The sequence below is a fragment of the Ignavibacteriales bacterium genome (assembly GCA_026390815.1).
Taxonomy (GTDB): Bacteria; Bacteroidota; Ignavibacteria; order Ignavibacteriales; family SURF-24; genus JAPLFH01.
Genome location: JAPLFH010000027.1, coordinates 1 through 21,518 on the forward strand (window position 1 = coordinate 1; position 21,518 = coordinate 21,518).

The 21,518-nt window shown below is 35.2% G+C and carries 17 protein-coding genes; 15 read left to right on the forward strand and 2 right to left on the reverse strand.

The genetic code is table 11. The features are described 5' to 3' along the window. Positions 1-145 precede the first annotated feature (145 nt). From NTX22_08955 to nuoB, 15 genes are all read left to right on the forward strand, one after another. Positions 146-583: an NAD(P)/FAD-dependent oxidoreductase gene (locus NTX22_08955; protein MCX6150637.1), complete on the forward strand. Its 438-nt coding sequence runs from the start codon at positions 146-148 to the stop codon at positions 581-583. A gap of 242 nt (positions 584-825) precedes the next feature. Continuing rightward, entirely contained in the window at positions 826-3,267 is a 2,442-nt protein-coding gene (locus tag NTX22_08960) for a sigma 54-interacting transcriptional regulator (GenBank protein ID MCX6150638.1), read from the forward strand. Between the two features lie 513 nt (positions 3,268-3,780). After that, positions 3,781-4,740, forward strand: coding sequence for a hypothetical protein (locus NTX22_08965; protein MCX6150639.1), 960 nt, complete (start codon positions 3,781-3,783; stop codon positions 4,738-4,740). An 84-nt stretch (positions 4,741-4,824) separates the two neighbouring features. Beyond that, the gene (locus tag NTX22_08970) at positions 4,825-5,745 is read left to right on the forward strand and encodes a hypothetical protein (GenBank protein ID MCX6150640.1); all 921 of its coding nucleotides are present in this window, start codon (positions 4,825-4,827) and stop codon (positions 5,743-5,745) included. Between the two features lie 31 nt (positions 5,746-5,776). After that, positions 5,777-7,729: a hypothetical protein gene (locus NTX22_08975; protein ID MCX6150641.1), complete on the forward strand. Its 1,953-nt coding sequence runs from the start codon at positions 5,777-5,779 to the stop codon at positions 7,727-7,729. Between the two features lie 51 nt (positions 7,730-7,780). Next, positions 7,781-8,458, forward strand: a complete 678-nt coding sequence (locus tag NTX22_08980; protein MCX6150642.1) for a hypothetical protein — start codon at positions 7,781-7,783, stop codon at positions 8,456-8,458. A gap of 184 nt (positions 8,459-8,642) precedes the next feature. Further along, positions 8,643-9,521, forward strand: coding sequence for a serine acetyltransferase (locus NTX22_08985; protein MCX6150643.1), 879 nt, complete (start codon positions 8,643-8,645; stop codon positions 9,519-9,521). A 16-nt stretch (positions 9,522-9,537) separates the two neighbouring features. After that, positions 9,538-10,461: a cysteine synthase A gene (gene cysK, locus NTX22_08990; GenBank protein MCX6150644.1), complete on the forward strand. Its 924-nt coding sequence runs from the start codon at positions 9,538-9,540 to the stop codon at positions 10,459-10,461. A 437-nt stretch (positions 10,462-10,898) separates the two neighbouring features. Continuing rightward, positions 10,899-11,570: a PTS sugar transporter subunit IIA gene (locus NTX22_08995; protein ID MCX6150645.1), complete on the forward strand. Its 672-nt coding sequence runs from the start codon at positions 10,899-10,901 to the stop codon at positions 11,568-11,570. A gap of 13 nt (positions 11,571-11,583) precedes the next feature. Then, the gene (locus NTX22_09000) at positions 11,584-13,566 is read left to right on the forward strand and encodes a proton-conducting transporter membrane subunit (protein ID MCX6150646.1); all 1,983 of its coding nucleotides are present in this window, start codon (positions 11,584-11,586) and stop codon (positions 13,564-13,566) included. Next, complete coding sequence (locus NTX22_09005; GenBank protein ID MCX6150647.1) at positions 13,567-14,487, forward strand: NADH-quinone oxidoreductase subunit H; 921 nt, start codon at positions 13,567-13,569, stop codon at positions 14,485-14,487. Next, a complete protein-coding gene (locus tag NTX22_09010) occupies positions 14,484-15,119 on the forward strand; it encodes a hypothetical protein (GenBank protein ID MCX6150648.1) in 636 nt (211 codons plus the stop codon). The genes NTX22_09005 and NTX22_09010 overlap by 4 nt, the downstream gene beginning before the upstream one ends. Positions 15,120-15,121: 2 nt before the next feature. Continuing rightward, entirely contained in the window at positions 15,122-16,549 is a 1,428-nt protein-coding gene (locus NTX22_09015; protein ID MCX6150649.1) for a proton-conducting transporter membrane subunit, read from the forward strand. 14 nt (positions 16,550-16,563) lie between these two features. Continuing rightward, positions 16,564-18,051, forward strand: coding sequence for an NADH-quinone oxidoreductase subunit C (locus NTX22_09020; protein ID MCX6150650.1), 1,488 nt, complete (start codon positions 16,564-16,566; stop codon positions 18,049-18,051). A 20-nt stretch (positions 18,052-18,071) separates the two neighbouring features. Next, a complete protein-coding gene (nuoB, locus tag NTX22_09025) occupies positions 18,072-18,833 on the forward strand; it encodes an NADH-quinone oxidoreductase subunit NuoB (protein MCX6150651.1) in 762 nt (253 codons plus the stop codon). Between the two features lie 136 nt (positions 18,834-18,969). Here nuoB and NTX22_09030 read toward each other — a convergent pair whose 3' ends face one another. Together NTX22_09030 and NTX22_09035 are read right to left on the reverse strand one after the other, a co-directional pair. Beyond that, positions 18,970-20,463, reverse strand: coding sequence for a T9SS type A sorting domain-containing protein (locus tag NTX22_09030; GenBank protein MCX6150652.1), 1,494 nt, complete (start codon positions 20,461-20,463; stop codon positions 18,970-18,972). Positions 20,464-20,466: 3 nt separating this feature from the next. Next, on the reverse strand, positions 20,467-21,465 hold the full coding sequence (locus tag NTX22_09035; GenBank protein ID MCX6150653.1) for an isoaspartyl peptidase/L-asparaginase: 999 nt from the start codon (positions 21,463-21,465) through the stop codon (positions 20,467-20,469). Positions 21,466-21,518 lie beyond the last annotated feature (53 nt).

A 21,518-nucleotide genomic window follows, 5' to 3' on the forward strand; every position in this document is an offset into this window, starting at 1 on the left:
CCCGTGGCTGTCGTATAAGAAAATGAACTCATTAAATAATCTGTGTACAGTTCTAAGAGTTCTTTTTTCATCGCATACCTCTGATTTTTGTCACCAGAAATTTAATACCTTTCTTTCTCTTTGCGTAAGGTGAGTTATTAACTTTATTCCGCGATTTTCTTACGATGGTTTAAAAGATTTATTGAAAGAGCAGATTAAAATTCATTCTGATAAATCAGTTTTGAATTTCTTAAAACAATTCTTACCAGATAAACTGTGTGCTGTTCTGTTCAATCTTTCCGGAGTTGATGAAGAAAGGAAATTTTATTCAATCACCAAAGATGAAATGGAGAAACTGGCAGCTTACTTTACAAATTACAAATTAAACTTTACCGGTGTAAAAGGATTTAAGCAGGCAGAAGCTACCGCCGGCGGAATACCACTTGAAGAAGTCCGCTATCAAACGATGGAATCCAAACTTCAATCAGGATTGTTTTTTGCGGGAGAAATTCTTGATGTTGATGGTTTGATCGGTGGTTATAATTTTCAATGGGCGTGGAGCAGCGGATATGTAGCAGGCAAAGCAGCGGCACTTAATTGCTGATTGAGGATTTGAGATTGCGGATTGAATAGAAGAGATTAATGATTAAGAACTGGGAACTGGTAATTAGGAATTTGAGAATTGTTTTGTATCGTTAAATTTCAATTTATTAAAACCTCATTTCAAATCCTGTATTCTGATTTCCGAATTCTAATTTCCAGTTTCAATTTTCCGATTCCTATTAAATTAAATTTTCTTTGTATCTTTGAACATACAAAACAGTACTCCAATAAATTAAATTATTGATGAATAACTTTTTAATTAAAAATAAAACTCAGATCAAAATTGTAATTCTTTTACTTTCCTTTTCACTTCTATATATGTTTAAGGGAATTGGGTCTTCACTGAATCAGCAGGTAGAAAATGTTTTATATGCAGTTGGTGGTGCAAAACAACCTGATACTAATATTGTAATAATTCATATAACTGAAGAGGACATACAGAATTTTGGTGCCTGGCCTCTTAAAAGAAATTACTATGCTCTTCTGATTAGTCAGCTTACTTCTCTTAATGTAAAAAAGATTGGTCTGGAAATATTTCTATCCGAAAAGCTCACTTCGCAATCAGTTTACAATGAATTGCTGAATTCGGAAATCCAAAAATCGGGAAAGGTTATTCTATCTTCGGTTGTAAATGATTTTAATGCTGAAACCAGGAATGCAAAAATTATTTTCCCGGAACCCAAATTATTATTCCCAGGTTTCAACAGCGGGCATCTTTCATTTATAGAAAATGGCGGAGTTGTCATTCCACTTCGGATAAAAGATGGAAAAGCGATTGAGCCTTCTTTTTCTTTTGCATTAAGCGGGATGAATAAAAAATACAATGATATTTCTAAAATCAAAATAAATTTTATTTCATCATGGCTTAACTTTAAGAATTTTTCATTGCTTCAATTTTTCCGAATGGTTGAAAACAATGATACAGCTTTAAAATCCCTCCAGGGAAAAATTGTTATCATTGGTGTAAGCGATCCGCTTATAGCACGAATGATAACAACAAACTTTGATGAAAAACTTCCCGGTGTGGCGCTGCATGCTTTCGCAATAGATAATCTGCTCAACAACCGTTATATCAAAACCAACTACAATTCAATTTCTGCCTTCCTGATCATTTTACTTCTTTCTGCGTTTGTGTTAATAGGAATAAAGCTAAAGTTGTTATATAAATATTTTGCGCTGCTGCTTCTTTTCCTTTTGTTCAGCTTCATTCTTTTTAACTTTTTCTTTGTCGAGATTTATTATGCTCTCTTTGTTATTCCCTTTTTCTTGCTGGCAGTAGTAGATTTGTTAGCCTTTGTAGTTGAAAGAAAATCATACCTGGTTGGAATCCTGAATGAAACCGCATTGCTTAAAAAAGCTATGGAATTAAAGGAATCGCAGTTGATAAGACTACAAAATGAAATGAAGGTTTCCGGAGAAAATGCCTCACAAGAGATGAAGGAAAAGATTGCCGGATTGCAAACCGAAATTGATGATCTGAAAATACGACAATCAGATGAACTTCCTGTTCCCGCTTTGGATGAAACTCTTGAAGCAAATAATTTTTATGGATTGATTTACAAAAGTAAATTAATATCTGCCGCTGTTGAAACAATAAAAAAAGTTGCTCCGGAGAATGCAACAGTACTTATTTTGGGTGAGAGTGGAACGGGAAAGGAATTAATAGCCCGGGCAATTCACACCTTAAGTAAAAGAAGCAGTGGGAATTTTGTGGCGGTTAATTGTGCAGCTCTGTCAGACACGCTTCTGGAAAGCGAATTGTTCGGTCATGTTAAAGGAGCGTTCACAAATGCCGTAGCAGATAAAATGGGAAGATTTGAAGCGGCAGATAAGGGAACAATATTCCTGGATGAAATTGGAGAGACTTCTGAAAATTTTCAGGTTAAATTACTGCGGATTCTTCAGAGTGGTGAGTTTGAGAAAGTTGGTTCTTCTAAAACAGGAAAAACAGATGTTCGTGTAATTGCAGCTACAAATAAAAACCTGGAACAGTTGATAAAAGGAAAAAAGTTTAGAGAGGATCTTTATTACCGATTAAATGTAATTAAAATTCAATTACCGGCATTGCGTGAAAGGAAAGATGATATTCAAATAATTGCAAATCATTTTCTATCAGGTGAGCCGGAAAAATTTGTGCTTTCCAAAGCAGTTCTTGAGCAGTTGATTTCTTACGAGTGGAAAGGAAATGTAAGAGAACTTGAATCGGTGATAAAGCGGGCAATAATTTTCGCCAGATCTGCAGGTAGAAAAATTATTAAACTAAATGATCTTCCACCAGAAATGGTTCCGAAAGAGAAACTGAACCTGGAAGAAATTATTCTTGATTCTTTAAGGGAAAAGAATTTTTCTCATTCATCAATAAATGAAACTGCTAAAGAAATTGAAATTAGCCGGACAATTGTATCTGAAAATTTCAGAGGATTAGTTTTAAGAACTTACTGCGATTCAAACTTTGATGTTGGGAACACAATAAAAAAAATAGCTTTAACCGATGAAGAGCAAGTGAATGAGAAAGTGAAGTCAAAGATTCTCACCTTCCTGAACAACATTGAGAAAGATGTAAACCAAAATAAGTCTTCATCATTTGAAGAAACTAAATCAAAATTGATTTCCAAGTATCAAAACCTTCCGCAAAAATTCCACATCTATCTTGATGAAATAATTAAAAAATGTCTGAATCGCTAAATGCTTACAACGCAAAAATTTGCCTTTCTACTACCAGATGGGTTCACACAACAAAAATATTTAATTAAGTTACCTTACGCAAAATTGTCATTCAGAACGGAGTGAAGAATCTCGACACCTCGATTTCAAACTGGTTTGTGTTATTTCGCTCCGCTCAATATGACAATTACAATTTTTTGCCTAATGTGACTGAGTAATAAATATTCTTTAAATTGTAGAAGCGGCGAGTGGGAATTCACCGATTCGCCCATTCACCGATTCTTGAATACCTGGCTCAAGCTTGCCGGTCTATTTTTAAATTGTGTAAAATTGAATTCCAAGTAAACACTTACCTGAATAATTACTTTCCATGCATTTGCTCATCTCTTTCATGCATTTGAATAAAATCGTTTGCGTCGAAAACACATTGAAAACAAATCTTCTTCTTACTATTTCCTGATGGCATAATATGTGGAATTTTCTATTCAAAGATTAATAGAAAATTTCAGCAATCAATTAAAAGGAGTTAATTAAATGGAAAAGTTAAATGGGAATTTTAAAAAATGGAGCGCGATAGTTTTAACTGTTTTGTCGTTTATCTGGCTGGCTGGTTGTGCAAAAGATAATATTGTAGAAAGCCAGGATAATTTATCAGATAAACAAGCAATGGAAAAAATAGCAGACAATGATGAATCAATTGCATCTTTCGAACCCAATTATAACGAAGATGAAGCAATGAGTTTTGCTCTTGGAAAAACAACCACCCAGATTTATCCGGTAAAAGTTGGGCAGAGAATGACAAGCGTAAACCGAAACCTTGATGTCACTGTTAATGGAGATACAGCATACGGTTTACTAACTAAAACTTTTAACGGTATTCTTTTTATCGCTGCATCATATGAACCAGTGGATCCAGCCAACAACCCTGTGGTAGACACACTTATTAAAAAATCATTTACAACCACAATTACAAGAAAAATTATCTTTGTTAAAGCAGCCAACACTATGCGTCCTTTAGATAATTGGAAAATTGCCGCTATATCATTACCAGAGGGTGGTACGCTGACTAATAATATTGAAATAACAAAGCTTACAATTTTCCTTGCTAACGGGGATACTTTAGTTGTTAATTCTCCCAACGATTATTTCTTATATAAGAATGGAATTAAAAGACATCAATTACCAAACTTATCAAGAGGTGAAGCAACCTTAATACGAGTTGAAGTAAAAAGTGCTTATGCAGATACGGATTTTGTGACTTTAACTTATGGCGCTGACATAAAAGGAATGCACCGCAGTAAAAGGAAACTTGAATTAATTTCTTCATCTTTTGACGGACAATTCTATAGCAAAGTTTACGAGCAATCATATGTAACTCATCAATGGAATGGACATTATCATGCAATAATAAATGCAATGCCAAGACAAGTTGTTTTTGACGATGCTACTTCTGTTGAATGCAAAACGTGGGGAATTCCTTACTTTGTTAAATAAATAAAAAAATATATTTCTTAGAAGCCCCCAGTGGAGGGGCTTCCCTGTTGTATTAGAAACTTAGCGGTGTTAAATTCGTATCAAATGAAAAAATTATTTATACATATTGTGGTTTTTATTTTAGCTTTCGTTTTATACTCGTGCGAAAAACCATCTCCAACAGAATTGGCTGTTGATGAAAATCAGACAAACGAAAATCTTGCAATTGAAGTTATTGCAAAAGAACCAGATAATTTTGTTTATAGTAATGGATATGATTCAACTGGAATTACTTCTCCTGTTCCAAACTTTTCTTCAGTAATTTCCGTTAGTTCTGTTAAAACCACGTATAAAACAAAAACCATTAAAATAGTATTAGCACAGGCAATTTTCTTTGACAAAAACCAACCGATAAAAATAAGATCCGGAAGAACAGTTGGATATAAAACAAGAACTTTGGGAATGGTTTTATTTGATGAACATCCTGCAAGACTTGTCCCGTTTATAGTTCATAGAAAAGAACATAACGCTGTTAGAGATTCTGTTGTTGGTTCATATCATATACTTTATAAAAAAGAAAACATTGGTGATCCTTTCAATTTTGTTCATGAATCAAATGTAGATTTTAAACTTAGAGTTATGGGTAATATTGTTACTCATTTCCAAATACCAACACCAAAAGAAATTATTGGAAGTGTGGAAATTAAAGGAAACAATAATTTAGAAAGAAATTTCTTGTTAAGCTGGAACGGAAGTACACAGGGTAAGATTGATGTGGTAATTGGTGGTATTAAGAAAGGAGTTGATAAAAAGGAAGTATTTCCTTTCTTCAAATTAAGAGCACGAGATAATGGAGAGTTATTGATTCCAGCTTACCTTTGGAAAGATTTCCCTTTTTCTTTATATGATAAAATTGTCTTCACCTTCATTCGCCAAAAAGTATTTGATTATGAACCAAACAGCACACTAAATGATCATTCAATTTCTGCGCAAAGTATACATAGCATCCAACTGGATATTCCGTAGTAAGTTTTTATTTATAATTGCTGGAATAACTATGTTATCGTCCGATATGAAATATGCTCAGGATTCCTTTGAGCTTTTTGGAGAGGCTTCCAATAAGTTTAATTCTCATTTCAAATTAAACAGCCTTGAAAGCAATGTGGCTAATTTTTCGAGAATTAAAGATTGGGAATTTTCTGTTTCCTATGGCGGCGAATTTGCAAAGAAAGTTAATGGCAATTTATACTTTCTATCAATATCCAAAAAATTGGAAAGACACTTCTTTTCCTTCCGGTATTCTCCATCTTATCAAAAAGATTTTCTATTTAATACTGGAACAAGTATATATGTTAATGATACAATCCCGGTTACTCTTAAAACAAAATATCATTATGAAGAACGGTTTGGTTTTGGATATTCTTATTCCCTCTTGAAAAATCTTAATATTGGATTTACTCTGCGATACTTCCTTCAGGAAATTTCAGAAGATCAGGCACGAACTTCTTTTTCAGATTCGGTTACATCCATTAGTACAGAAACTCTTACAAAAAATTATAATTTCTGGCGCGGAGATATTGGCGTAAGTTATTCTCCTAAGGAAGATTTGACTATTAGTTTTTCTTCAATCAATCTGTTTACACAAAATGTTGTTGAAGATGAGAACAAGGCGTTTTTGTTGCAATCAAAAAAGTCTGCTTCATTTGGATTAAATTATCAGTTAAATGATTTTATAAACACAAAATTAATTTATGAGATAAATAATTCTTTTCTGGCGGGAATTAATTTTGGATTTAATATGTTAAATGGGAATCTGAGTTTGTCAGCAGCGGCTTTTCACGATAAATATCAAAATCCGTTCATTGCTGGAGTCATTCCGGCATTAAATTATTCAATCAAATATTTTAGTTTAACTCTTTCCGGAGTTAAATATTTCTCTGATAGGAAAGGAAGACAATCTTTTAACGAGTTCAGCAGTCTGGGGATTCATAATTTGATCAATAATAAATATAGTTTTGATAAAGCAATTCTCTCTATAAATTTTGCGCTTAATACTACTGAAGAAAAATTGGTTAAGTTTATTGATGTAAAAGTTGTTCAGGATATTTTTCCAACCCTTACAGAAAATTATCTTGATAATCCTTATGCAATAGGCAAAGTGGTTAGCTTAACAGACAAACCGGTTACAGTAAAACCATCAAGTATAATTACTAAATTGAATAGTGAAACAGTACAATCACCATCTGTAACTATTGCTCCAAGAGATACAGTGGAAGTACCTTTCTACACGATAATTGAAGAAGGAAATTTGCCGATTGCCAAAACAGATATTTCGCAGGCTGTATTTTTATTAAACACGATTAATAATGATCCTGATGACGAATTTAGAAAACCTGTTTTAATTAACGACCTGAATAGCTGGGACGGTAAAGTCGTAAATCTTCGCTACTTTGTTAAAAAGGATTTTGATTTTTCAAGGAACTATGCAAAAGATATTTTGAAGAATTATAAAAGTCAGTTCGATACTCTTTCTCCGGCACTTAACAAATTTTTCACCGCAAAGTTTTTATTTGAAAACCTTATTACCAAGATGGTTTATGTTGCCGATATCCGTGCTTCAGTCGATAAAGTACAGTTTCCATCCGAGACAGTAAAATTAAAAGGCGGTGATTGTGATGATTTAAGTGTTGCCTATGCAAGTCTGCTGGAAAGCGTTGGAGTTGAAGCTGCATTTGTGGATTATAAATCCGAGGAAGGAGCAAGTCACGTAAATTTGATGTTTAATACAGAACTAAAACCAGAAGAAGCAGATTATGTAACAGCAAATGATAAAAAATATTTTCTAAGAAAAAATTTATCTGGAAAAGACATGGTTTGGATTCCTGTTGAGACAACTTCCGTAAGCGATTTCAATTCAGCCTGGGAAATTGCTTCGCAAAAATTTTATGATGAAGCAATAAACAAATTAGGATTAGCCAAAGGAAATATTCAAATAGTAGATATTTATTAAAACTTCCGGCGTTATTACTTTTACGCTGCGATGAAAAAAAAGGAATAAAAAATGTTTAAACTTATTTTAGCAATAGTAGTACTTTCAATAAACTTACTTTCTCAAACTTTCATTGTTGAAAAAGTAAATGGTAAAGTTCTCGTTCAGAGGGGAACAAACGAAAAGTGGGAAGATGTTAAATCTGGTAACAAGCTTTCTTCTATAGATTTGGTTGCCACCGGTGAAAATTCCTATGTTCAACTTAGCAATGATGGAAAGAACTTCTTATTGAAAAGTAATTCAGCAATTAATCTTGGAAGTATAAAAAAGATTTCACTTAATGATCTGTTATTAGCTCTAACAGCAGAGGAAGTTAAATACATTCCAAGGCAAAAAAATAATTCGAATGTTAAATCAACGGCTGTTTATGGTACAGAAAACAATGGGAAAAAAAGCAATCCAGTTGTTACTTCTGATCTTGGAATAAAAAAAATAAATGGGGCAAGACAGCTTGCCGAAGTTGGTTTTAAAGAATCAGCAGTTTTAGTTGCCAAGGATGCTTTCAGAAAATACCCGGAAACTCAGCAGCTTGTGTCAGATCGAATTTACTTTGCCGATTTACTGGTAAAGTTATCACTTTATGAGGAAGCGTATGCTGAATATAGAAACATAAGTTCACTTAAATTGTCTGAAAAACAGAAAGAGTTGGTTAATGATAAACTTAAATTGATTGCCCAAAAGCTTCCTTAATAGGTACTACTTGTAAAGGTAATTCTGAAACAGCGCTATTCTTTTTTATTAATTGTGCATACTTATTAACCTTCCTGTGTTTTGCTTCATTTAAAATTTGATTTTTACACATATTTTTCTAACCATTGTATAAGTAAATTTCATTTAGGAACTATTCAACACAATTTCTCCGTTTATTTAACATATGAGTAATGAAAAAAAAGAAGAAAAAACAATCTGCAATCATGCAGAATCGTTTTCAGAAAAATTATTTAAGCTAAGACAACCCCGCACTTTTATAATGCCGGAAAAATCTGATGTTCAATCATTTGCTGAAGAATTCCTTCAAATTCTATTTCCGCACTTTGGCAAGAAGGATTATTTTTCTCCACAGGAAATTGAGGCTGAGCTTATTCTTTTAAAAAAGAATCTGCTGCATATTCTAAAACCTCTTCAGGAATTGATTCCAATCCCCGTAGAAGATGTTGCAGAAACTTTCTGCATAAAGTCCGCAGGGATTCATGATAAATTGATCCTTGATGCCGAAGCAATATTAAAAGGTGATCCCGCTGCTGAAAACATTGACGAAGTGATTGTTGCTTATCCTGGTTTTTATGCAATTGCAATTTATCGTGTTGCGCATGAATTTTATTTAATGAATGTTCCAATCTTCCCACGAATTTTAACGGAATATGCTCATCAGCTTACGGGGATAGATATTCATCCAGGTGCAACAATTGGGGATTCTTTTTTTATAGATCACGGAACAGGAATAGTAATTGGAGAAACCTCAATTATTGGAGAAAATGTAAAAATCTATCAGGGGGTTACTCTTGGAGCTTTGAGTGTAAATAAAAAATTAGCAAACACAAAACGTCATCCAACAATTGAGCACGATACCGTAATTTATTCAGGTGCAACTATTCTTGGCGGAGAAACTGTAATCGGTCATCATAGTGTTATTGGTGGTAATGTGTGGTTGACTGAAAGTGTACCGCCCGAGTCAGTTGTATATCATAAAAGCCAGGTAAAAGTACGCAGTGCAAAGGATTTTGGTGAAGAACCATTGAATTTTGTTATATAAAAAAGAAAGGATAGATATGAAAGCTAATAACATACTTGAAACAATTGGTAATACTCCACATGTTAGAATAAATAATCTTTATAAAAAAAATGTGGAAGTTTGGTTTAAACTGGAAAGAGCAAATCCTGGTGGAAGCATAAAAGATCGTATTGCTCTATCAATGATTGAAGATGCCGAAAAGCGCGGGGTTCTAAAGAAAGACACAGTAATTATAGAACCAACTTCCGGTAATACCGGCATTGGATTGGCGATGGTTTGTGCTGTAAAAAAATATCAACTCATTCTTGTAATGCCGGATTCCATGTCAATTGAAAGAAGGCGCTTGATGAAGGCTTATGGAGCAAAAGTTGAACTTACACCGCGAGAGAAAGGAACGATGGGTGCTATAGATAAAGCAAGAGAATTGGTAGCACAAAATCCCAAAGCCTGGATGCCGATGCAATTTGATAACGAGGCAAACACAAAAGCTCACCGAGAAACAACCGCTCAGGAAATTTTAAAGGATTTTCCAGAAGGATTGGATTACTTGATTACAGGTGTGGGCACAGGCGGACATATTACTGGTTGTGCACAGGTTTTAAAAGATAAATGGCAAAATTTAAAAGTTTTTGCCGTTGAACCCATTCTTTCACCGGTGCTTAGTGGTGGAAAACCAGGACCACATCCAATCCAGGGTATTGGTGCGGGATTTATCCCTAACATTATGAAAGTAGAATTACTTGATGGAACAATTCAGGTTTCTAAAGAGGAAGCATTTATGTATGCAACTAAAGCAGCCATAGAAGAAGGGATATTTGTGGGAATCTCTTCCGGTGCATCATTAGCTGCAGTCGCAAAAAAACTTCCAGAAATTCCCGCCGGCAGCCGTGTCCTTTCTTTCGGATATGATACTGGTGAAAGATATCTTTCTATTGAGGGTTTGTTTGACATGGAGAAATAATAATTAATGGCATCGGTAAAATAAAAACTGATATATATAAATTAGAATAAATTGGTTTTAGTTTTCTTGTTTTGCTCATGGAAGTTTTTGGTATAAGGCTATAAAGGTATAGGGTGATAAGGGTAAAGAGGATGATGGAAAATCATTTCAAATATTTTGATACAAACAACAGAAACTTACATGGCAATACAATAAATAGATACCTTATACCCATATACCCTTATACCCATATACCCATATACCCATATACCCATTTCAAAAAAACCATTTCCATTTTCGTATAAAAGGTTTAAACAAATTCCTGGATTCCGGCTTGCTTTTAATGTCTAAATAAAATTTTGGCTCCAGACAATAACGGACAATTTCAGATAAACACACCGCTTTTTGACCATTTCAGGAATTTTGGCTACATTTGTTTCAAAAAATAGAAGTGCTTAATGGATTTAAAAATCAAAGATATTGTTGACCAGCTTCAAGTTTCGGAAAAGACGGTTTATCGTTGGATTAAAGAAAAGAAAATTCCGTGCTATCGAATCAATCATCAATATCGATTTAATCGCTCAGAAATTAATGAATGGATCTTAAGTAATAAAATTGAACTTGCATCAAATGTGCTAAGTGTAGCTTCTTCCTCGCAGCCAACTAACTTCCGGCAGTTGGTACAAGCTGGTGGAATTTATGCAGATGTTGCAGGTAATTCAGTTAGAGAAGTTTTGCAAAATGCTATTTATACGATTTCAACACCAACGCATATTTCTAAAGAAGAAATAATTTCTGCATTATTGAGCAGAGAAGAAATGATGACAACAGCTATCGGTAAAGGTATTTCTATTCCCCATCCAAGAAACCCAATTATTACTGGTGATGAAAATGCGAGCATTTCAATTTGCTATTTAAAAAATCTAACTGACTTCCAGTCGTTAGACGGCGAGTTGGTTCACACTCTTTTTATTGTTCTAACCAACAATCCACGCAGGCACCTGGAAGTGCTTTCTAAAATTTCCTTTTTGTGCCAGATGGATTCCTTTATTGAAATGTTAAAAAAGAAAACGCCTAAGGATGAACTCTTAACCTTTGTTCAATCCAAAGAACCAGAATGGCAAAAATAGAGGTCGACTTCGGATGAATAATTTTCTTATTGGTACTTTACTTTTTTTTATCGCCGGCATTATTTCGATTTTTGTAAGGGATAAAATCAAGGGATTAGTTCTTGTTTCCTTTGGAATCGTTGCTCAATTCTTTATTCTTCCGGAAGTATTTTCTGCTTTGGTTTATGGAAATTTATCAGAAACAATCTTTTCCTTTTCTCAGCCAATTGGCAATGCATCATTACGGCTCGATCCGCTTGCTGCCTTCTTTGCTCTAATCATTTCCGTAGGTTCCCTGCTTGCCTCAATTTATTCGTATGGATACATGAAGCATTATCAAAGTGGAAAATATTCTCTTTCATCGTTTTATTTTTTCTTTGGACTTTTAATTACTGCGATGCTATTGGTTGTAACAGTACAGAACTCAATAATGTTTTTGGTTGTCTGGGAATTGATGTCAATTTCATCTTTCTTTCTTGTAAGTTTTGAAAATGATAAAGAGGATGTTCGGAAAGCCGGTATTTATTATTTAATTGCTATGCAGATCGGAGCATCATTTTTAATTGCTGCTTTTGCTTGGATTGCGAGTCTAACCGGCAGTTTTGATTTTGCTTCCTTTACAAAAATTCTTGGTGGAAAAGACTGGATTTCAATACTTCTATTTATAATGTTCTTTATCGGCTTTGGAACAAAAGCTGGTTTTGTTCCTTTCCACACGTGGCTTCCAAGAGCACATCCTGCAGCACCAACTGGAGTTTCTGCAATAATGTCCGGTGTGATGATTAAAACCGGAATCTATGGTATTCTAAGAATTTTATTACTTGTAGGAGTTCCTGACTCCAGATTAGCTTTTGCTGTTTTGTTTCTTTCTATCATAACCGGAATTTTAGGTGTTATGAATGCCATTGCTCAACACGATCTAAAAAAATTGCTGGCGTATCATAGTATTGAAAACATTGGAATTATAGGAATGGGTATTGGCATTGGTATGGTTGGACTTGCATATAATCAACCTACCATCGCTTTTTTAGGATTTCTTGGCGGCATCTTACATGTTTTTAATCATTTCGTTTTTAAATCCTTGCTCTTTTATGGTGTAGGTGTAGTCTATTTAAAAGCCGGAACTCGAAATACCGAAAAACTTGGCGGTCTTATTAAATTTATTCCTATAACAGCTTCTCTTTTTTTATTAGGATCAATTGCTATAAGCGGTCTCCCATTGTTTAATGGATTCATTAGTGAATTTGCACTCTATCTGGGAATGGCGAAAGGATTCTCCATTAATAATCTTGCTTTAAACATTGCTGTTTTAATTGGAATGTCCGGACTTGCTCTTATAGGTGCAATGGCTGTACTTTGTTTTACAAAAGTAGTTGGAATTTGTTTTTTAGGATTGCCCAGAAAAGTTTATGATGAACGCGTTTCTGAAAAATCATTTTCATTTTTAATGCCTATGATTACACTTTCTCTTTTTATTTTGTTTATTGGGTTATTGCCTGGATTTGTATTGCCAACATTGTATCAAGTGCTAAAACAATTTATTCCGGCGGATTTTAATCTTGAATTTGCAAACATTATTAATATTTATAATTGGTTAAGTCAAGCCCTCTTTCTGCTCGGTGGAATGATTCTCTTTTTCCTGCTGTTAAGATTTTTGCTTTTACGAAAAAGACAAGTTACTGTATTTAAAACTTGGGATTGTGGATACCAGGCAGAAAGCAGTCGACTGCAATACACAAGCAGTTCTTTTGCTTCTCCATTTTTAGAATTAATCGCTGAGTTCGTTCCACGACAAATAAAAGTTGAAACTCAGAAAAACTATTTTCCTGCTGAGGCACATCTGGAAACCACCCATCATGATTTTACTGAAAAATCGTTTATTCAACCGATACTTAAAATTATCCGTCAGTCATTAAATTCATTTGCATGGATACAAAGCGGACAGATGCAGCAATACATTCTTTATGGATTAATCTTTCTGATACTAATCCTTATCTGGATAATTGGAGGAATGTAAATGTTTGTAGTTATTCAAATATGCTTTTTACTTTTTGCGCCGTTTCTGTTTCTTGGAGTTATAAACCGGGTAAAAGCACTTTGGGCTGGTAGAAAAGGAACTCCGATTCTGCAACCTTTTTATGATTTTCTTAAGCTCCTCCGCAAAGGAGAAGTAATAAGCAAAACAACTTCTTATGTTTTTAAGATTGCTCCTTCAGTTAATATTGCAGCGGTAATGTTCGCCTTTTTAATTTTACCTATTCCAGCAGTTGGTGCCATTCTAAATTTTCCAGGCGACTTTTTACTCTTCGCTTATACACTTGGTCTTGCTAAATTTTTTACTGTCGTAGCTGCGCTTGATACCGGCAGCAGCTTTGAAGGTATGGGTGCAAGCAGAGAAGTTACTTTTTCCTCAATTGTAGAACCGGCATTTTTTATTTTAATCGGAACTCTTTCTTTGTTAACCGGGCAAACTTCCTTCACAGCTATTTTTGCATTGCTTAATGTGAGTGCCGGATATACAATTTTAGTTAAGTCGCTTTTTGTTGTATCGTTAATGATAATGCTGTTAACTGAAGGCTCGCGCGTACCAGTTGATGATCCGAATACACATTTAGAACTAACGATGATTCACGAAGTAATGGTGCTCGATTATTCCGGTCCCGATTTAGCGTTCATTCTTTACTCAGCGGGAATGAAGTTAGTCCTCATATCAACTCTGCTTGCAGATATTCTGATTTCTACAAATCTTGAACCCGCATTTGCGCTGATTATTTATTTTGCAATAATTTTTCTTATTGCTGTAATTATTGGATTAGTGGAATCGTTAATAGCCCGAGCAAGAATGTCGCACGTTCCGCAATTTATTTTTCTTATGACGGCTCTTTCACTTACAGCTTTCGCTGTTGTAATTTTCTTTTTACGCGGAGGGATTAAATGAGCGACGTTCTTATTATTCTATTAGGAACAAGCATGCTTTATGTTTTTGCAGCAAGCAGAATAGAAGCATACGTAAAAACTTTGGCGTTACAGGGTTTTCTTTTATTCCTTCTTATTGTAATAGATATTAAAGAAATCAACTGGCTTAATATAGCTTTTCTTTGCGTAGAAACTTTGGTTATTAAAGCAATCGTAATTCCTTTATTCCTGCTAAATGTTATCCGTAAAAATGAAATTGGAAGAGAGGTGGAGCCATATATTTCGCAGTTTTATTCTCTCTTGATTGCAAGCGCAATTTTTATCTTTGGATTTATTGCGGCATTTTGGGCAGCCAAAATTGAAGCTGGGATTAAGCCGCTTTATTTTGGAATTTCAATTGTCATTCTAATTTCCAGCTTATTTCTTATTGTAAACCGCAAGCGAATTATAACTCACATTTTATGTTATATGATGTTGGAAAACGGAATATTTTTATTGTCTCTTTCAGTCGCCAACGAAATGCCGATGCTTGTTAACCTTGGTGTTCTGCTGGATCTGTTTGTTGGCATTTATCTTTTTGTAATCTTTTTTAATAAAATCCAGGCAATGTACGATGGGAATCATATTGATATACTAACCGAGTTGAAGGACTGACGATGATAAGTATTTTATTATTTTTGCCCATAGTGCTTGGAGTATTAGTTTTACTTGCTAATAACAGGTTAGTAACCCGAGCTTCATTATTATTGGTGCCGGCTGTTTATCTTTCAATCGTCATTGCTCTTTGGAACGGAATAAGTTGGATAATTTTACCTGGTTGGCTTACTATTTATTTCGGCTTCGATTCTATAGGAACGTTCTTCCTTACAATTATGTCGGTTGTGTTTGCAATGTCGTCGGTTTACAGTTTATTTTATTTTAAGGAACATAAGCTTTCAAAACAAAAAGAAGCCGCTTATACTGCTACAATTTTTCTTTTTGTTACATCAATGACCGGAGTTTTGCTTGCAACACATTTGGCTTTGCTCTGGGTTTTTGTAGAAGCTACAACTTTATCCAGCGCATTATTAATCTATTTTGAAAGAAAAAAATCTTCGCTGGAAGCCGCCTGGAAATATGTATATATCTGTTCAATTGGAATTGCTCTCGCATTCATCGGTATAATAATTCTTTCAATTGGAAGCAGGTCGTTTGGCTCTCTCTTTTTTGTTGATCTATATAAACACGCCGCAGAGATAAATCCTTTCTGGCTGCAGATTGCCTTTGCTTTTATTTTCATTGGATTCGGAACCAAGATTGGTATTGCACCAATTCATGCTTGGTTACCGGATGCGCACTCCGAAGCCCCATCACCGGTATCAGCATTGCTTTCTGGAACGCTTCTTAACACAGCTTTCCTTGGGCTAATCAGGGTTCAGGAAATTATGATCCGTGCAGATAAAGATTATTTCTCTAATTTTCTATTGCTTGTTTCCGGATTCCTTTCGCTCTTTATAAGCGCTGTGTTTATGCTGCAGATAAAAAATTACAAAAGAATGCTCGCTTATTCTTCAATTGAAAATATGGGAATCCTTTTTATTGGAGTAGCGCTTGGTGCCCCCGGAATTTTTGCCGCAATGATTCACCTCGTTGCACATTCATTTTCCAAGGCATCTTTATTTTTAACTTCCGGAAATATTCTAAATCTTTATAAAAGTAAAAAAGTTGATGACGTTCAAGGATTAATTAAAAAAGATTCTTTCACCGGTTGGATCTGGATTGCTTCGTTTCTATCTATTTCCGGAATGCCACCATTTCCTTCTTTCATTAGTAAGTTTTTAATTATTAAAGCCTTTTTTATGATTGGCATGGGCTGGCTTGCAGTTCCGTTTTTTATATTGCTTGCAGTAATTATGTACGGAATGGGTGGAACTGTTTTCAAAATGTCTTTCGGCAATGATTTATCTAATGAACCAACAAAAAGACTAGATCTGACTGCTTATGTTGGACAAGTAATACTTTTACTTTTGCTTTTAACAATTGGAACAAACATTCCACAGAGCGTTTTAACTTTGATACAAAATGCCGCTGGCTTTTTAAATTGAACAGGAGTTTATTTTTGAACTGGGCTGAAATAAAAAATTTGCAATCAATTCCTTTAAATGAAATCCCACTTTTACCGTTTGATGAATTGCGCGCACAACTGCTTAAAGGAATTTCTTCCGGCAAACGTTTGGTGCAATTCTTTGGTGATAAACAACTAGATGAAGTTGTATTGTACACAGTTTTGGCTGATGATGAAAAATCAAAACTTTACGTTGCATCGGCAAAATTTAAGAATGAAAAACATTTTGAATCTCTCACACCACAAGCAAATGCCTTCCATCTTTTTGAAAGAGAATTCTTTGAACAGTTCGGAATAAAGCCAATAGGACATCCTTGGTTAAAACCGGTTAGAAAAGGTATTGCCGGTATTTCAGATGTTGAAACGCAATATGAATTTTTTAATATGAACGGTGAAGAAGTTCACGAAGTTGGAGTTGGTCCAATTCACGCAGGAATTATTGAACCAGGACATTTTAGATTTTCCTGCCATGGAGAAAAAATTTATCATCTGGAAATTGAACTTGGATTTCAACACCGGGGAATAGAAGAATTATTTATTCAGCATAAAAATAAGCCGATCTATTTATTAAAACTTTCCGAATCGATAGCCGGTGATTCTGTTATTGGTCATGCCGGAACATTTGCCCGGGCGATGGAATCGCTTGCCGGTATTAGTGTTTCGCGCCGTGCTATGCTAATCAGAACAATTGCATTAGAATTGGAAAGAATCGGAATTCATCTTGGTGATTTAGCTGCATTATCAAACGATGTGGCTTATTTAACCGGCAGCTCCGTTTTTGGTGCGTTGAAGACAAAAATTATTAACACATCAATGGCAATTTGCGGAAGCAGGTTTGGTCGTGGATTAATCGCAATAGGTGGAGTTAATTTTGATATTGATCCGGGACTTAGCGAAACAATATTCAACACAATAGATAAACTGGAAGATCAATTTACATTAGCGGCTGAAGTTTTATTTTCTTCCGCTTCTGTGTTAGCGCGGTTTGAAAAAACTGGAATTGTATTAAAAGAAACTGCGCAGGAAATTGGAATGGTGGGACCAGCAGCAAGAGCAAGCGGTATTTCAATTGATGTCCGTTCCGATCATCCTTACGGTGGATTTATTTTCTTTCCGGTTTATAAATTAACGCTAAACACCGGGGATGTTTTTGCACGCGCTTATATCCGTTACATCGAAATAACTCAATCGATTAGAATAATTAAAGAACAGCTTGCAGCGCTTGGCGAAGGAGAATTAAAAAAATCAATTGAGAAGCTTCTGCCAAACCGGTTTGTAATTTCATTAGCGGAAGGATGGCGCGGAGAAATTGCGCACGCAGCAATAACTGATAGTGATGGTTTACTTAAGCGTTATAAAATAAAAGATCCTTCGTTCCATAACTGGCTTGCATTGGCTCTGGCTGTAAGAAAAAATGGTATTTCGGATTTTCCGGTGTGCAACAAGAGTTTTAATCTTTCTTATTGTGGATTTGATTTATAGAAATTATTCGGAAACAGAAAATGTTAGATTTACTAAAGCTTCGCATACAACATGGTAAACAGGCAATTAAAAATATTCGCAAGGCAGAACTGTTATCAGCTTTCCGCGGTTTTCCGGTTATTGATGAAAGCAAATGCGATGATGGCGGTAAAAAAGCTAAAGATATTTGTCCCACGAATGCAATTGATTTGAATCCTTTAAACATTGATCTTGGTAAATGTACATTTTGCGGTGAGTGTGAAAGAGTTTATTCTAATGGAGCAATTAAATTTACTCCGCAATATCGTCTTGGCAGTACAGATCGGGATAAATTAATTATTACTTCAGGAAAAACATTTCAGACTTTCGATAAAGAAGCGATAGAAGCAAAGAAAGAAATACACAAACTATTTGGTAGATCATTAAAGCTGCGGCAGGTTTCCGCCGGTGGATGTAACGGCTGTGAAATGGAATTAGCGGCAACTACCAACGTAAATTTTGATATGGGAAGATTCGGAATTGATTTTGTCGCATCGCCAAGACACGCTGATGGAATTGTTGTTACGGGAACAATCTCTAAGAATATGGCTCCTGCTTTAATGGACGCTTACAAAAGTGTAAGCGAACCGCGGATTGTAATAGCAGTTGGCGCTTGCGCAATCAGCGGCGGTTTGTTTGTAGAATCAAATCAGATTAATAGAAAGTTTTTTGATGAAGTACCGGTTGATTTATACATCCCCGGCTGCCCGACTCACCCGCTGACTTTTATTCATGCAGTACTGGATTATTTGGGAAGAAAGTAATCTCTTGTCACGTCAAACGAGAAACGACAGAAGCGAGACGGTTAATTCTTTCGTTTATCGTTTTACGTCGTTTAAATTAAAACGTCAGGACAAGATTGACGAGACACTAATATTTTTTTAAAAAGGTTAATTTATTCTACCTGAGCAAAATCATCTTTTTTGTTGAAGAATAACCATCGATTTTTAGTTGATAAAAATATATCCCGCTTGGTAGCTGGGAATTGTTAATCGATTCCGCTAAGCGGAATTGATAAGTGTATGTGCCCACAGGTTTGTATTCATTTACAAGTATCACCACTTCCTGCCCAAGCAGATTGTAAATTTTAAGAGAAACGAAACCAGCATCAGAAATGGAATATCTGATTGTTGTACTTGGATTAAACGGATTAGGGAAATTCTGTTCAAGCGAAAATGAAAGTGGTTTATCAATCTTCGCATCAACATCAACAAGTACAATATCGTAAAGTGGTTTGTAGCCCATAATACCAAAGGTGTCACGCGTGGCAGCACTAATTAAGTCTGGTGATAAAAATACAAAATGCTCCTGATTTGTAAATTCATTATCATTACAAGCAAGACTTGAGTAAGGTAAAGCAAAATTAGCCCCGTACTTATACTGAATTTGGAGAGGTGAATATTTATCAAACAAAATATCACAGCTCCAAACATTATCGTTAGGAATTAAATCTCCACTTGTTCCATCGTCCTTCAATAAAATAAGTTTATTATACTCAGTATCCGGCCAACAATCTCCTGGCCATTTTAAAGGAAGCACTGTTCCTGCAAGGACAACATTTTCTACTTTTGCAAAAGGTCCGCCGGTTAAACAAGATTTAGCACTGTCCATCGATACAGTAAATTTAATCTTATGATCCCGTAGCGGCGGTGGTGGTGCGATACTGTTGAAGTACCTGGAAATAAGTGCGAAACTATTATTGTAATCATTTTGTGTAAAAGTATAATCTTTGTTCGGATCGTTTTCCCAAATTGTGTCTGTTGGTGTAGTATAAGTAAACTTATAATTTATATAATCTCCCGTAGAAACATAAAGCAGCAAGGTTTTTTTATAAAGGTTTTCATTTGAAGGATCCTGGTTGAGTGTATCATCCTCGCCCCATCCGTTAAAATCTCCTCTTACTGAAACCCAATCATTAGCCGGATTAAAACTTCCGGTTAGAGTTTCATATTCCATATTACAAACAAATTCAACGTTAATCTCTTTCCCAACAGTTTTTATATCATTAAAAAAAACTACGTCTAGTACTTGTGAGGAATTAGTCAACTCAAAGGTTCTGTTATCAATGCTTTCCCAATTATCCACACCGTCCTTTATAATTACATATTTAAAATCATATGCTGTCCCAGTTTTTGCAGAAGGCAAATTAACCGTAGCGGTAAATATTTTATCACCGTTTGAATCAGTACATTCGAACATTGTTCCTGACCAGTCCGCTACATCACCAGCATCTACCTGGAAATTACCACGGACTACAACCATATCAGCGACAGGATCAAACTTACCTGAAGTTTCCTGTATACTCATATTCACTCTAAACTCAACAGAATATTGTTGCGCCATTGTGAAGATGGAAAGAAAAATAATTCCAATTGTTGTTAATTTAGTTTTCATAATTTATTCCCTGTAAATTTTTACTTCCCAGGTACCATCATCTTTAATAAATCCGCGGTACATTCCTTCGGTGTTAAACGGCATAACAAAGTTACCATTTTTGTCTAACGCTATCAATCCGCCTTTTGCTCCAAGTTCAACCAATTTTTTATTTATCACTTCTTCCGCGGCATCTTTAAGTGATGAATGGCTGTATTCCATCCTGGCAGAAATATCAGATGCAACCACATTGCGTATGAAGAACTCGCCGTGACCGGTACAGGAGATTGCGCAGGTTTTATTGTTAGCATAAGTGCCGGCGCCAATTATTGGCGAATCTCCAACTCGTCCATATTTTTTATTTGTCATCCCTCCAGTTGAAGTTCCTGCCGCAAGATTTCCAGATTTATCCAAAGCAACCGCACCAACAGTGCCGAACTTAAAATCAGCATTTATGTTATTAAACTTTGGAATAGAATCTTTCTTTTCACCTTCTCTTGCCTTCTGCAATTGCTGCCATCTTTTTTCTGTGAAGAAATAATCTTCCGGCACTAATTCAATTCCCTGCGAAATGGCAAACTCTTCTGCACCATCGCCAGTTAGTAAAACTTGTGTTGATTTTTCCATTACCAATCTGGCAAGGCTAATTGGATTTTTAACCTTAAGAACTCCAGCCACTGCACCGGCTTTCAGATTGCTTCCATCCATAATTGCGGCATCAAGTTCATTCTTTCCTTTACTGTTGAATACGGCGCCCTTTCCTGCATTAAACAATGGCGAATCCTCGAGAATTTTTATTGCTGATTCAACCGCATCCAAACTATTACCGTTGTTTTTCAGAATTTCGTATCCGGCAAAGAGCGCTTCTTTCAATTTGCTTTTGTATGCTTCTTCCTCTTCAGTGGGCATACTGGCTTTGGTAATCGTTCCCGCCCCACCATGAATTACGAGACAAACTTTAGATTTTGGTTGGGGAAAAAGAAGAGTGGTTAAAATAAGAATGATTAGTGTTGTTGTTTTCATTAAAATCGATCTTAAAAATTTTACAAGTGTAATTTACCAAATGATAATGTTGT

Bases quoted from the DNA above. Each gene is read 5' to 3' on its own strand.
- NTX22_09015 (MCX6150649.1), top strand. From the start codon at position 15,122: ATGATAAGTATTTTATTATTTTTGCCCATAGTGCTTGGAGTATTAGTT.
- nuoB (MCX6150651.1), top strand. From the start codon at position 18,072: ATGTTAGATTTACTAAAGCTTCGCATACAACATGGTAAACAGGCAATT.
- NTX22_08970 (MCX6150640.1), top strand. From the start codon at position 4,825: ATGAAAAAATTATTTATACATATTGTGGTTTTTATTTTAGCTTTCGTT.
- NTX22_09000 (MCX6150646.1), top strand. From the start codon at position 11,584: ATGAATAATTTTCTTATTGGTACTTTACTTTTTTTTATCGCCGGCATT.
- NTX22_08995 (MCX6150645.1), top strand. From the start codon at position 10,899: ATGGATTTAAAAATCAAAGATATTGTTGACCAGCTTCAAGTTTCGGAA.
- NTX22_08965 (MCX6150639.1), top strand. From the start codon at position 3,781: ATGGAAAAGTTAAATGGGAATTTTAAAAAATGGAGCGCGATAGTTTTA.
- NTX22_09010 (MCX6150648.1), top strand. From the start codon at position 14,484: ATGAGCGACGTTCTTATTATTCTATTAGGAACAAGCATGCTTTATGTT.
- NTX22_08980 (MCX6150642.1), top strand. From the start codon at position 7,781: ATGTTTAAACTTATTTTAGCAATAGTAGTACTTTCAATAAACTTACTT.
- cysK (MCX6150644.1), top strand. From the start codon at position 9,538: ATGAAAGCTAATAACATACTTGAAACAATTGGTAATACTCCACATGTT.
- NTX22_09005 (MCX6150647.1), top strand. From the start codon at position 13,567: ATGTTTGTAGTTATTCAAATATGCTTTTTACTTTTTGCGCCGTTTCTG.
- NTX22_08985 (MCX6150643.1), top strand. From the start codon at position 8,643: ATGAGTAATGAAAAAAAAGAAGAAAAAACAATCTGCAATCATGCAGAA.
- NTX22_09030 (MCX6150652.1), bottom strand. From the start codon at position 20,463: ATGAAAACTAAATTAACAACAATTGGAATTATTTTTCTTTCCATCTTC.
- NTX22_08960 (MCX6150638.1), top strand. From the start codon at position 826: ATGAATAACTTTTTAATTAAAAATAAAACTCAGATCAAAATTGTAATT.
- NTX22_09035 (MCX6150653.1), bottom strand. From the start codon at position 21,465: ATGAAAACAACAACACTAATCATTCTTATTTTAACCACTCTTCTTTTT.
- NTX22_08975 (MCX6150641.1), top strand. From the start codon at position 5,777: ATGTTATCGTCCGATATGAAATATGCTCAGGATTCCTTTGAGCTTTTT.